This window comes from Pandoraea capi (genome assembly GCF_902459735.1).
GTDB lineage: Bacteria > Pseudomonadota > Gammaproteobacteria > Burkholderiales > Burkholderiaceae > Pandoraea > Pandoraea capi.
On record NZ_CABPRV010000011.1, the window covers coordinates 108,298 to 121,814 of the forward strand.

Annotated in this window: 7 protein-coding genes; all 7 read left to right on the plus strand. The window is 65.3% G+C overall.

All coding sequences use genetic code 11. From position 1 onward, the window contains the following. Positions 1 to 64 precede the first annotated feature (64 nt). The 7 genes from hemE (at position 65) to PCA20602_RS20625 (ending at position 13,434) form a co-directional block, all read left to right on the plus strand. Positions 65 to 1,135: a uroporphyrinogen decarboxylase gene (gene hemE, locus PCA20602_RS20595; protein WP_281354666.1), complete on the plus strand. Its 1,071-nt coding sequence runs from the start codon at positions 65 to 67 to the stop codon at positions 1,133 to 1,135. 491 nt (positions 1,136 to 1,626) lie between these two features. After that, on the plus strand, positions 1,627 to 4,029 hold the full coding sequence (locus tag PCA20602_RS20600; protein ID WP_425495696.1) for a primosomal protein N': 2,403 nt from the start codon (positions 1,627 to 1,629) through the stop codon (positions 4,027 to 4,029). A 141-nt stretch (positions 4,030 to 4,170) separates the two neighbouring features. Beyond that, complete coding sequence (sorA, locus tag PCA20602_RS20605; RefSeq protein WP_246182262.1) at positions 4,171 to 5,511, plus strand: SorA family sulfite dehydrogenase catalytic subunit; 1,341 nt, start codon at positions 4,171 to 4,173, stop codon at positions 5,509 to 5,511. 14 nt (positions 5,512 to 5,525) lie between these two features. After that, positions 5,526 to 5,882 (plus strand): SorB family sulfite dehydrogenase c-type cytochrome subunit, encoded by a 357-nt coding sequence (sorB, locus tag PCA20602_RS20610; RefSeq protein ID WP_174981385.1) that lies wholly within the window; start codon positions 5,526 to 5,528, stop codon positions 5,880 to 5,882. A gap of 144 nt (positions 5,883 to 6,026) precedes the next feature. Beyond that, a complete protein-coding gene (putA, locus tag PCA20602_RS20615; protein WP_150722788.1) occupies positions 6,027 to 9,941 on the plus strand; it encodes a trifunctional transcriptional regulator/proline dehydrogenase/L-glutamate gamma-semialdehyde dehydrogenase in 3,915 nt (1,304 codons plus the stop codon). A 558-nt stretch (positions 9,942 to 10,499) separates the two neighbouring features. Further along, positions 10,500 to 12,071, plus strand: coding sequence for a sodium/proline symporter PutP (gene putP / locus PCA20602_RS20620; RefSeq protein ID WP_150722789.1), 1,572 nt, complete (start codon positions 10,500 to 10,502; stop codon positions 12,069 to 12,071). Between the two features lie 208 nt (positions 12,072 to 12,279). Beyond that, the gene (locus PCA20602_RS20625) at positions 12,280 to 13,434 is read left to right on the plus strand and encodes a branched-chain amino acid ABC transporter substrate-binding protein (RefSeq protein WP_150722790.1); all 1,155 of its coding nucleotides are present in this window, start codon (positions 12,280 to 12,282) and stop codon (positions 13,432 to 13,434) included. The last annotated feature ends 83 nt before the right edge of the window (positions 13,435 to 13,517 follow it).

Genomic DNA, 13,517 nt, shown 5'->3' on the forward strand with positions numbered 1-13,517 from the left:
ACCGGCCCCGGGATACCCGAGTAAAATGGCCGCTTGCCCAACCCCTTCCTACCACCGCTGCGACGTGTCCCAAGCTCTGCAAAACGATACTTTCCTGCGCGCGCTGCTGCGCCAGCCGACCGAGTACACGCCGATCTGGCTGATGCGCCAGGCGGGCCGGTACCTGCCCGAATACAACGCGACCCGCGCCAAGGCCGGTAGCTTCCTCGCGCTGGCGAAGAATCCCGCCTACGCCACCGAAGTGACGCTTCAACCGCTCGAACGCTTTCCGCTCGACGCCGCGATTCTGTTCTCGGACATTCTCACCATTCCCGACGCCATGGGCCTCGGCCTGTCGTTCGAAGCCGGCGAAGGCCCGCGCTTCGCGCATCCGCTGCGCACCGAAGACGACGTGCGCCGCCTGCGTGCCCCCGACCTCGACAGCCTGCGCTACGTGTTCGACGCCGTCGCCGAAATCCGACGCGCACTGAACGGCCGCGTGCCGCTCATCGGCTTCTCAGGCAGCCCGTGGACACTCGCGTGCTACATGGTCGAGGGCGCCGGGTCGGCCGACTTCCGTACCGTCAAGACGATGATGTATGAGCGTCCCGACCTGATGACGCACATTCTCGAGACGAACGCGCGTGCCGTTGCCGCCTATCTGAATGCGCAGATCGAAGCGGGTGCGCAAGCCATCATGGTGTTCGACACCTGGGGCGGCGCACTGGCCGACGGTCTGTATCAGCGCTTCTCGCTGGCGTACATGAAGCAGGCGCTCGAAGGCGTGCATCGCGAGTGGAATGGCGTACGCATTCCGCGCATCGTCTTCACCAAGGGCGGCGGCCAGTGGCTCGAAGCCATCGCCGACACGGGTCCCGATGCCATCGGGCTCGACTGGACCGTGGATCTCGCCGCAGCACGTCGTCGCGTGGGCGATCGTTGTGCACTGCAAGGCAATTTCGATCCGACCGCGCTGTTTGCGGCCCCCGACGCCATCCGCACTGAAGTGCGACGTCTGCTCGACGCGTACGGTAATGCGCCGGGTCACGTATTCAACCTCGGGCACGGCATCTCGCAGTTCACCAACCCGGAACACGTCGCGGCACTCGTCGACGAGGTTCACAGCTATAGCCGGAAGCTTCGCCAAACGGCGTAAAACAGGCGTGGATAGTCGTCGGCACTTCCCCGCACAAGCGGTGATGCGGGTTCGCGGGGCATTTCGCTCTGCAAACCCAACCGCCGTTTCAAGCAGGGAATGTCAAGCGAAAAGCGGTCGAATAACCCCTCCAATTTTCGGAGTTGTCCCGAAGACTTATGCACAAATTCTCGCTGCGCCGCCGCAAGTGAGAGACGAATGGAAGGGGTCGTCGACGTCATTCATAAGCTATTGATCAAAAAGCATTTTTGAATCTGGCAAAGTCGGGACGCCGCGCGACGCAAAGACCGTGCGACGAGGCTGACGGGAGAGAATCCCCACAGTTCTCAACATAGTTATCCACAAGCGATTCGAACGCACTGGAAAGCCGACTCAAATCCGGGGTTTACCGGCACTTCTCAGGATTCACTTTAAGTTTGACCCGCGCCGACGATCTCTCCGCTCCTGCGTCAACCGCTTCGTCCGACGACGCGCACGACACGCTGTTCCCGGTGACCGGGCCGCGCGGCCCGGCACCCGCCATCGCACGTGTCGCGCTCGACACGCCGCTGCTCACCCTCTTCGATTACCGTCTCGATCAGGCCGCGAGCCCCGGCCAACTGGTGCAAGTCCCGTTCGGACGGCGACAGGCCGTGGGCGTTGTCTGGGAATTGACGCAGCGCAGCGAAGTCGACCCGAAAAAGCTGCGGGAAGTGACATCCGTCTGGCACGAATTGCCCCCGCTCGGCGACGATTGGCGCGACCTGATGCAATTCGCGTCACGTTACTATCAGCGCGGCGTTGGTGAAGTCGCATTGCCTGCCATCCCCGGCCATCTGCGCACGCCGATGCGCTGGCCGCGACTGCTCGCCCAACGCGGCGTGCAGCGCTACCGGATCGCCGACGGCGCGCTTGGCACGTTGATGGAGAACGTGCCCGCCCGTCTGCGGGCACAGCGCCGACTCGCCGAAGGACTCGCACAGGCAGGCACACTCGATGCCGACGAAGCCCGCGCCCTGTGCTCGAAGGCGGCGGACGTGCTCAAGCAATGGGCCGCCGCCGGCTGGGTCGTCGTCGAGACAGTGCCGTTTCATGAAGCCGTTCGGGACGCAGACGACACCGGTGAGGATGACGAACCAGCAGCATCCGTCGACGGCATGGCCGATGTGCCGGACGACAGCAATGCCACCCTCAGCGGCACGAACGAGACGAAAACGCTGACGACAGGACAAGCCGACGCCGTCGCCGCCATCCATGACGCTCTGCTCGCGGCAGGCGCTCAGTCGCTCGAATCGCCGGGTGCCGAGCCGGACAAGGACACACCGGCGTGCGCACCCTTCCTGCTCTATGGCGTGACCGGCAGCGGCAAGACGGAAGTCTATTTGCGCGCCGTGGCCGAAGCGCTGCACACGCGAGCGTCGCGAGACGCCCAGGTGCTCGTGCTCGTCCCGGAAATCAATCTGACGCCGCAACTCGAAGGCGTCTTCCGTGCGCGCTTCCCCGACGAGACCCTTGTCACGCTGCACAGCGGGCTGGCCGAGGGCGAACGCGCGCGGCACTGGCTGGCCGCGCATCGCGGCGAAGCGCGGATCGTGCTCGGGACGCGTCTGGCCGTGATGGCGTCGATGCCGCACCTGCGTCTCATCGTCGTCGACGAAGAGCACGACCCGTCCTATAAGCAACAGGAAGGTCTGCGCTATTCGGCCCGCGACCTTGCCATCTGGCGCGCGAACCGGCTGCGCATTCCGGTCGTGCTCGGCTCGGCCACCCCCTCGCTCGACAGTTGGAACCGCGCCGAACAGGGCCGCTACGTGCGTCTCGCCATGCCCGAGCGCGCCACGCCCGACGCCGTGCTGCCGCGCGTGTCGCTCATCGACATGGAGATCGAACGCAAGCGGCAACGCGTGGTGCACGAAGGGCTCTCGCAGCCACTGCTCGCCGCGATCCGCGCACGACTGGAAGCCGGCGAACAAAGCCTGCTGTTCCTCAATCGCCGTGGTTACGCGCCGGTGCTCAACTGCGACGCCTGCGGCTGGATCAGCGATTGCCGCCGATGCAGCGCACACATGGTGCTGCACAAGCCCGAGCGGCGGCTGCGCTGCCATCACTGTGGCGCCGAGGCGCGCATTCCTCACGCGTGTCCCGACTGCGGCAACCTCGACCTCGCCCCGCTCGGACGCGGCACGCAACGCATCGAAGAAGCCCTCGCCGAGCACTTCCCCGACGCGCGGCTCGCGCGTATCGACGCCGACAGCACCCGTCGTAAAGGCAGCGCTCAGGCGCTTTTCGCGCAGGTGCACGCGGGCGAAGTCGACATCCTGATCGGCACGCAGATGGTGGCCAAGGGACACGATTTCCGTAACGTCACGCTCGTGGGCGTGGTCAACGCCGACAGCGCCCTCTTTTCCCACGATTTCCGCGCGGCCGAACGTCTCTTCGCCCAGTTGATGCAGGTGGCCGGGCGCGCCGGACGCGCAGCACGCGCCGATGGCCCCGGCGACGTGCTGATTCAGACGCGCTACGCCTCACACCCGCTGTTCGCGTCGCTCATGCGTCATGACTACGCAGGCTTCGCGGCGCAGCAACTGGAAGAGCGTCGTGTCGCCCTGCTGCCGCCATATACGCATCAGGCGTTGTTGCGTGCTGAAGCCCGCAAGCTCGACGACGCCATGACGTTCCTCAAACAAGCCCGCGAGATCGCCGCGACGCCGGCGTTGCACGACTCGCGTATCTCGCTGTGGGACCCGGTGCCGATGACGATGGTCCGGATCGCCGGCACCGACCGCGCCCAACTGGTGGTCGAAAGTCCGCATCGCGGGGCGCTCCAGCGTTTCCTCACGCAATGGATGAGCGAACTGCGCGGGCTCAAGGCCCCCGTGCGCTGGCATCTCGAAGTCGACCCTCTCGAAATATAAAACGGTATATAACGTTCCGAAAATTTGACAACATCGGAAGAATCTCCGACGATGCAGCCGTAACCCCACGATAAGAAGAACGCTGCACGTCGAACGGTTCACGTCATCTGCAAGATAAGTTCGTCCTACAGGAGACATCCGATGAAGTCGCACGACCGAAGCGCCGCCCCCACGGCGCCGCAAGCTGTTACATCCCCTCTCGTTCCTCCCGAATACGCGTTTTCCGAATCGCCGCTCGAAACCGCCACGGCGGAAGTCTCGCGGCGTCGCTTTCTGCGCCGTGCCGGTGCGCTAGGTATCGGCGCCAGCCTCGCGGGACGCGCCCTCGACGCACTCGCGGCAACCGCCGCGCCGCAAACGGTCACGCTGCCCTTCGCGAACGGCGAGCGCGAACTCGTGGCGTATCCGCAAAAGCGCCCGCTGATCCGGCTCACGGCACGTCCGCCGCAACTGGAAACCCCCTTCGAAGTCTTCAACGACGGCCTGATCACGCCAAACGATGCGTTCTTCGTGCGCTATCACCTCGCCGGGATTCCGACCGACATCGATCCGGCGAAACATCGCATCCGCGTGGGCGGCAGCGTCGCCAAGCCGCTCGACATCTCGCTCGCGTCGCTGAAGAAGGACTTCGGCCCGCCCGTGGAAATCGTTGCCGTGCACCAGTGTTCGGGCAACAGCCGGGGATTCTTCGAGCCGCGTGTGGGCGGCGGACAGATCGCCAACGGGGCGATGGGCAACGCGCGGTGGCGCGGCATACCGCTCAAGCGCATTCTCGAGCGGGCGGGCGTGTCGGCCGGGGCGAAGCAAGTCACGTTCGAAGGCCTCGACCGGCCCATCGTCCCTGCCACCCCCGAGTTCGTGAAGGCCCTCGACCTCGATCACGCGATGGACGGCGAAGTGATGGTCGCCTTCGCCATGAACGGTAAGGATTTACCGATGCTCAACGGCTTTCCGGTGCGGCTGGTCGTACCCGGCTACTACGGTACCTATTGGGTAAAGCATCTGGCCGACATCAACGTCATCGACAAAGTTTTCGATGGCTTCTGGATGGCCACGGCCTATCGCATTCCGGATAACGACTGCAACTGCGTCGAGCCGGGCAAAGCGCCGGAAAAGACGAAACCGATCGGGCGCTTCACCGTGCGCTCCTTCGTCACCAGCCACAGCGACGGTCAGCAAGTCGCGGCGGGCCGCGCGATGCGGGTGCGAGGCATTGCGTTCGACGGCGGTGAAGGGATTCGCGACGTGCAGTTCTCCGCCGACGGCGGCCAGACGTGGCAGGCCGCGAAGCTGGGCAGCGAGTTGTCGAAGTATTCGTTTCGCGAGTGGACGGCGTCGTTCACGCCACCGCAGGCCGGCGAGTACGTCCTGAAAGTCAGGGCGACGAATCGCGCCGGGGTGACACAACCGCTGCAATCGTTGTGGAATCCGGCGGGCTATCTGCGTAACGGCGTGGAATCCGTACGCGTGGTTGCGGCTTAAGGCGGGGGACGATCATGAAAAATCCGAAATTCACGCGTGATCTGACGCGCGCAGCAGCGCGGGCGCTCGGTCTGGCCGGCGTATTGGCAGGTATATTGGCAGGAACACCTGCCCACGCACTCGACATCAAGCTGCCGCAGGAAACGGCGCAGCTCAAGGCCTCGACGCTCGCGGGCCATCAGGCGGCCAGCGCCTGGTGCGTGATGTGCCACTCGGTGGACTACATCAACTCGCAGCCGCCAATGCCGTCGGCCTTCTGGAGCGCCGAAGTCACGAAGATGGTGAAGGTCTACGGCGCGCCGATTCCCGAAGATCAGGTCAAGCTGATTTCCGAGTACCTCGGCAAGGCGTACGGCAGCGACCAGAAGTAGCCGCGCAAAGGGCGCAACCCCAAAGCGACCCCGTCGGTGCAACCGCATTTTTGACTCTGGTTGCACCTCTTTCGAAACCCGGTTACGATGCCGCAATTCACCCGCTATGGGTGTCACGTTTTTGCGTCATCAGGTAACCCTCTCATGGCTAACACCACCCTCGGCGTCAAAGTCGACGACATCCTGCGCACGCGGCTCAAGACGGCTGCCCAGCAAATCGAGCGCACCCCGCACTGGCTCATCAAACAGGCCATCTTCGCCTATCTGGAGCGCATCGAGAGCGGCGCGCTGCCCCCTGAACTCAGTGGTGCAACCCAGTCGGGTACCGAGGTGATCGACGGCCATGCCGGCGACGACACCGTGCCGCACCCGTTCCTCGAATTCGCCCAGAACGTGCAACCGCAATCGGTGCTGCGTGCGGCGATCACGGCGGCGTACCGCCGTCCCGAGCCGGAGTGCGTGCCCGTGCTGGTCGGTCAGGCGAAGCTCGCACCGGCCACGGCTACGCTGGCATCGGACCTCGCACGCAAGCTCGTCGTCGCCCTGCGCGGCAAGAGCACCGGCGGGGGTGTCGAGGGACTGATTCACGAGTTCTCGCTGTCCAGCCAGGAAGGCGTGGCACTGATGTGTCTGGCCGAAGCGCTGCTGCGCATTCCCGACAAGGCCACGCGCGACGCCCTGATTCGCGACAAGATCAGCAAGGGCGACTGGCACGCCCACATGGGCAACTCGCCGTCGATGTTCGTCAACGCCGCCACCTGGGGCCTGATGATCACCGGCAAGCTCGTCACCACCACCAGCGAAGCCGGTCTCACGAAGGCCCTCACGCGCCTGATCGGCCGTGGCGGCGAACCGCTGATCCGCAAGGGCGTGGACATCGCCATGCGTCTGATGGGCGAACAGTTCGTCACGGGTGAAACCATTTCCGAAGCGCTGGCCAACAGCCGCAAGTACGAAGCGCAGGGCTTCCGCTATTCGTACGACATGCTCGGCGAAGCGGCGACGACCGAAGAAGACGCGCAGCGCTACTACGCGAGCTACGAGCAGGCCATCCACGCTATCGGCAAGGCCTCGGCCGGTCGCGGCATCTATGAAGGCCCCGGCATCTCGATCAAGCTCTCGGCGCTGCACCCACGCTACTCGCGCAGCCAGCACGAGCGCACCGTCTCGGAACTGCTGCCGCGCGTGCAGTCGCTCGCCAAGCTGGCCCGCTCGTATGACATCGGCCTGAACATCGACGCCGAAGAAGCCGACCGCCTCGAAATCTCGCTCGATCTGCTCGAAGCCCTGTGCTTCGACCCGGAACTGGCCGGCTGGAACGGTATCGGTTTCGTGGTGCAGGCGTATCAGAAGCGCTGCCCGTTCGTGATCGACTTCATCATCGATCTGGCGCGTCGCAGCCGTCACCGCATCATGGTGCGTCTGGTCAAGGGCGCTTACTGGGATACGGAAATCAAGCGTGCGCAGGTCGACGGCCTGGAAGGCTATCCGGTCTACACGCGCAAGATCTATACGGATGTCTCATACCTCGCCTGCGCGAAGAAGCTGCTGGCCGTGCCGGATGCCATCTACCCGCAATTCGCCACGCACAACGCCTACACGCTCTCCGCGATCTATCACCTCGCAGGCAACAACTACTACCCCGGTCAGTACGAGTTCCAATGCCTTCACGGCATGGGCGAACCGCTGTACGAGGAAGTCGTTGGGCCGATCGCCGCAGGCAAGCTGGCGCGCCCGTGCCGTGTGTACGCACCGGTCGGCACGCATGAAACGCTGCTCGCTTACCTCGTGCGACGTCTGCTGGAAAACGGCGCCAACACGTCGTTCGTGAACCGCATCGCCGACGAGACCGTCAGCGTCGACGAACTGATCGCCGACCCGATTTCGGAAGCCGAGAAGGTGCAACCGCTCGGCGCGCCGCACGCCAAGATTCCGCTGCCGCGTGACCTGTACGGCGTATCGCGCGCCAACTCGTCGGGCTTCGATCTCTCGAACGAACACCGCCTCGCGTCGTTGTCGTCGGCCTTGCTGGCCAGCGCCGGCACGCCGTGGCGCGCCGCTCCGATGCTGGCCGACGGCGAACGTACCGAAAGCACGCCGCGTGCTGTGCGTAACCCGGCCGATCTGCGCGACATCGTGGGTCAGGTCATCGAAGCGACGTCCGCCGACGTCGAAGCCGCACTCGCGCACGCCGTGGCCGCTGCCCCGATCTGGCAAGCCACGCCGGTCGAAGAGCGTGCCGACTGCCTGATGCGCGGCGCCGATCTGCTCGAAGCCCACATGCCCACGCTGATGGGGCTGTGCGTGCGCGAAGCCGGCAAGTCGTTGCCGAACGCCGTGGCCGAAGTGCGCGAGGCCGTCGACTTCCTGCGCTACTACGCCGCGCAGATCCGTCAGGGCTTCTCCAACGACACCCACCGCCCGCTTGGCCCGGTGCTTTGCATCAGCCCGTGGAATTTCCCGCTCGCCATCTTCGTCGGTCAGGTCGCCGCCGCGCTGGCCGCAGGCAACCCGGTCATCGCGAAGCCTGCCGAGCAAACGCCGCTCATCGCAGCCGAAGCCGTGCGTCTGATGCAGGCCGCAGGCATTCCGTCCGGCGCGCTGCAACTGCTGCCGGGCACGGGCGAAACCGTGGGCGCCGCGCTGGTCGCCGACGCCCGCACCAAGGCCGTGATGTTTACCGGCTCGACCGAAGTCGCACGCATCATCGCGCGCACGCTGGCCGATCGTCTGGACGCCAACGGTCGTCCGATTCCGCTGATCGCCGAGACCGGTGGCCAGAACGCGATGATCGTGGACTCGTCGGCGCTGCCCGAACAGGTCGTGTACGACGTGCTCGCTTCCGCTTTCGATTCGGCGGGTCAGCGCTGCTCGGCACTGCGCGTGCTGTGCCTGCAAGACGACATCGCCGACAAGACGCTGCACATGCTCAAGGGCGCGATGCAGGAGCTGGCCATCGGCAACCCGGACCGTCTGTCGATCGACGTCGGTCCGGTGATCGACGCCGAGGCGCAGAACGGCATCAACCGTCACATCGAACAGATGCGCGGCAAGGGCTTCCCGGTCGAGCAACTGACGCTGCCGGACGCCGCCCGTCATGGCACCTTCGTGCCGCCGACGCTCATCGAGCTGACCGACCTGAAGGCGCTGCAACGCGAAGTCTTCGGCCCGGTGTTGCACGTGATCCGCTTCAAGCGCGCGCAGCTCGACAAGTTGCTCGATCAGATCAACGGCACCGGCTATGGCCTGACGTTCGGCGTGCATACGCGTATCGACGAGACCATCGCCTACGTGACGGAGCGGGCGCATGTCGGTAACGTCTACGTGAACCGTAACGTGATCGGCGCCGTGGTCGGCGTGCAGCCGTTCGGCGGCGAAGGCCTCTCCGGCACGGGTCCGAAGGCCGGGGGTCCGATGTATCTGCCGCGTCTGCTGGCAACGCGTCCGGCGGCACTCGCCCCGGAACTGAATCGCAACGAAGCCGCGCTCTCGCCGCTGGTGAGCTATCGCGACTGGCTGCGTCAGCAACCGGAGAGCGCCGCCGCGATCGATCGCGTCGACCGCTATCTGGCGACGTCTGCCCTCGACGCCACGGCGGTGCTGCCGGGTCCGACCGGCGAGCGCAACACGTATGGTCTGGAGCCGCGTGGCCCAGTGCTGTGTGTGGCAGCGACGGCGCTCGGCGCACGCACGCAACTGGCCGCCGTGCTGGCCACGGGTAACAACGCCGTGTTCGCGGAGAGCGCTGCCACCCGCGAACTGGTGAGTGCGTTGCCCGCCGCCCTCAAGGGCCGGGCGTCGGTGCTCGCTGCCGGGGTGGACGCCGCCAGCGAAGCCGCCCTCGCCGCCGTGCTGTTCGAAGGCGATAGCGACGAACTGCGCGCGCTGAACCGTCGCATCGCAACGCGCAACGGCCCCATCCTCTCGATGCAGGGTCTGGCGCCGGAAGCTCTGGCCGCTGGCGACGACTACGCGCTGGAGCGTCTGTTGTGCGAACGCTCGGTGTCCGTCAATACGGCCGCAGCGGGCGGTAATGCCAACCTCATGACCATCGGCTAATCGCAGGTCGTCCGCCGGATTTAGCGACGTCTCCTCCCGGATTCGTCCTAAATCTGGCGGCCCACTCGCCTACGTCTTCTTCGTTCGTCTTCGCGTTTCCTCCGCTTCTCGCCCGCTTCTCGTCCGCTTCTCTCCCGCTACTCTCGCGCTTCTCGTCCCCTCTCACCACTTCGCCTCTGCCTCTCCCCGGCAACCCCGCCGCGCCCGCCTCCCCCGGATTTACCAACTTCTCCTCCGCCTTCCCGCGCCCAGTCACCGCTTCGTCGACGATCGTCCCGCAACGAATCGCGCGGTTATGCGGCGCACTGCGGGGAATGTTTGGCGTCACATTTCCGGATGCACCAGTGACGCACCGCTAAATGCGTAGATGCGCAATTTGAGCGATTTCGGGGTATCGTCGCGCCCGCCCCCGACATATAACGCGTCTCACCGCTTCAGCGCGGTTAACCCGTGCCGGCGACACGTATCGCCGGCCACCGCGGCCGTCAGTACGCGTAGCACCCCTTTCGTCATGCCGGAAGAGGCGCGACGCGCTTGTGCGCCGTACAAGGAGGCAACATGTCCAACGTGTCTGTTTGGAACCCCACGGCGGTGTCGTTCACCGTCTATTTGATATTGATGCTGGTCATCGGCTGGCTCGGTTACCGCTCCACCAACAATCTGTCCGACTACATCCTCGGCGGACGCCGCCTCGGCAGCTTCGTCACTGCGCTCTCCGCCGGGGCGTCCGACATGAGCGGCTGGCTGCTGCTCGGCCTGCCCGGCGCCATCTACGTAGGCGGTCTGTCCGGCGTGTGGATCGCCATCGGTCTGGCGATCGGTGCGTGGGCCAACTGGCGTCTCGTGGCCGCACGGCTGCGTGTGCACACCGAAGTCTGCGGCAATGCGCTCACGCTGCCCGAGTATCTGACGCAACGCTTCGACGACCGTAGCCATGTGCTGCGCATCGTCACGGCGCTCGTGATTCTCATCTTCTTCACGATCTACTGCGCGTCGGGCGTCGTGGCCGGCGCCCGTCTGTTCGAGACGATGTTCGGCCTCGACTATCACACCGCGCTGTGGATCGGCGCCGTGGCCACCATCGCGTACGTTTTCATCGGCGGCTTTCTGGCGGTTAGCTGGACGGACACGGTGCAGGCGTCGCTGATGTTCGCGGCGCTGGTCGTCACGCCGATTGCCGTGATCACCATCGACGGCGGTCCGTTTATCGCCATCGACGCCGTGACCGCCGTCCACCCGGCCCACACGGACCTGCTCGGCGACCTCGCCCCCGTCGGCGTGCTGTCGCTGCTCGCGTGGGGCCTCGGCTACTTCGGCCAGCCGCACATCCTCGTTCGCTTCATGGCCGCGCGCTCGGCCGCCGCGATTCCGAAGGCACGCCGCATCTGCATGACATGGATGGTGCTGTGCCTGACCGGCGCCGTCGCCGTGGGCTTTTTCGGACTGGCGTTCTACAGCGCACGCCCGGAACTCGGCGCCGGCGTGAACGCCAACTCGGAAACGATCTTCATCGCGCTGACGCAGCAACTCTTCACGCCGTGGCTCGCTGGCGTGCTGCTCGCGGCCATCCTCGCGGCGGTGATGAGCACCTTGTCCTGCCAATTGCTGGTGTGCTCCAGCGCGCTGACGGAAGACCTGTACAAGACGTTCGCGCGCGGCCCGGTGAGTCAGCGGCGCCTCGTGTGGATCGGTCGGACGATGGTGCTGGCCGTGGCCGTGATCGCCGTGCTGCTCGCGCTCGACCCGGAAAGCCGTGTGCTCGGCATGGTGAGCTACGCGTGGGCGGGCTTCGGCGCCGCGTTCGGTCCGTTGGTACTCGCCACGCTGCTGTGGCCGCGCGTCACGCGCAACGGCGCGCTCGCGGGCATTGTCGTGGGCGCGGCAACGGTACTGATCTGGAAGCAGTTCGGCTGGTTCGACCTCTACGAGATCGTGCCGGGCTTCACGTTGGGCGGGCTGGCGCTGTTCGTCGTAAGTCGACTGGACCGCGCACCGAGCGCCGCCGTGCTGGCCCGCTACGCCGCCGCCGAGACCCGGTTGCAGGAAATCCGCGACGGCAAGACGTCCGACACCGATGCGGTAGGCGGGTCGGGTGGCACCCAGGCCCCGGCGGCGCAACCGTCGCCATAACCCGGTAGCACCTTCTATCGGAATTTCTCCCTCTTGACCGGCGCGAGCAGCCATCCAATACTGCCGCGTCGGACGCATTTTGCGTTTGATTGCGATGAATGCCGTCCCGGGTCAACCGGCCTGGTAATGACGACGTTTCAAGAAAGGCGTGCCGCGGCGATCCCGCAGACACGCCACTCAACGACAAACACATGCAAGGAGAGGGTTGATGCAATCGAAGCTTACGGCTAGCGCCGTCGCAGTCGCGGGACTGCTTGCCGGGTTGGTCGCGTCCGGCGCAGCCAATGCGCAACAGGCGCAGGAAGTGAAGCTGGGTTTTGCCGCACCGCTCACGGGCGCTCAGGCCCACTACGGCAAGGACATGCAGAACGGCATCCAGCTGGCTGTCGACGAGTACAACGCCACCAAGCCGACCATCGAAGGCAAGCCGGTGAAGTTCGTGTTGCAGGCCGAAGACGATCAGGCTGACCCGCGTCAGGGCTCGCTGGTGGCGCAGAAGCTGGTCGACAACGGCATCAAGGGCATGCTCGGCCACTTCAACTCCGGCACGACGATTCCCGCCTCGCGCATCTACGCACAGGCTGGCATCCCCGAAATCGCCATGGCGACGGCACCGGAATACACCAAGCAAGGCTTCAAGACGACCTTCCGCATGATGACGTCGGACATCCAGCAGGGTTCGGTTGTCGGTACGTTCGCCGTCAAGAAGCTGGGCTTCAAGAACATCGCCATCGTCGACGACCGCACTGCGTACGGTCAGGGGCTGGCCGACGAGTTCGAGAAGGCCGCGAAGGCTGCCGGCGGTAAGATCGTGCGCCGTGAGTTCGCCAACGACAAGGCCGTGGACTTCCGCGCCATTCTGACCAACCTCAAGCGCTCCAACCCGGACGTGGTGTTCTACGGCGGCGCCGATGCGCAAGCCGGCCCGCTCGCCAAGCAAATGCGCGAACTGGGCATCAAGGCCACGCTGATGGCAGGCGAGATGGTCAAGTCGGACGCCTTCCTGAAGATCGCCGGCGACGCCGCCAACGGTTCGGTCGTTTCGCTGGCGGGTCTGCCGCTCGACAAGATGCCCGGCGGCGCCGCTTACGAGTCGCGCTACAAGGCCAAGTTCGGTGCGGGTCCGGAAACGTACTCGCCGTATGCCTATGACGGCGCGATGGCCATGATGTCGGCCATGAAGAAGGCCAACTCGACGGATCCGGTGAAGTACCTGCCGGTGCTGGCCAAGACGAGCATGCCCGGCGTGACCACGCGTGAGCTGGCCTATGACGCGCAGGGTGACCTGAAGTACGGCTCGATCACGCTGTACAAGGTCGTCGACGGCAAGTGGACCGTGCTGGAAACGGTCGGTGGCAAGTAAGTCACGCCATCACGCGCTTGCGATAGCGCGTTAAGCCACGCAAGACGTACATAGGCCGGTGAGGATGACTCACCGGCCTTTTT

Bases quoted from the DNA above. Each gene is read 5' to 3' on its own strand.
- sorA (WP_246182262.1), top strand. From the start codon at position 4,171: ATGAAGTCGCACGACCGAAGCGCCGCCCCCACGGCGCCGCAAGCTGTT.
- sorB (WP_174981385.1), top strand. From the start codon at position 5,526: ATGAAAAATCCGAAATTCACGCGTGATCTGACGCGCGCAGCAGCGCGG.
- putA (WP_150722788.1), top strand. From the start codon at position 6,027: ATGGCTAACACCACCCTCGGCGTCAAAGTCGACGACATCCTGCGCACG.
- putP (WP_150722789.1), top strand. From the start codon at position 10,500: ATGTCCAACGTGTCTGTTTGGAACCCCACGGCGGTGTCGTTCACCGTC.
- PCA20602_RS20625 (WP_150722790.1), top strand. From the start codon at position 12,280: ATGCAATCGAAGCTTACGGCTAGCGCCGTCGCAGTCGCGGGACTGCTT.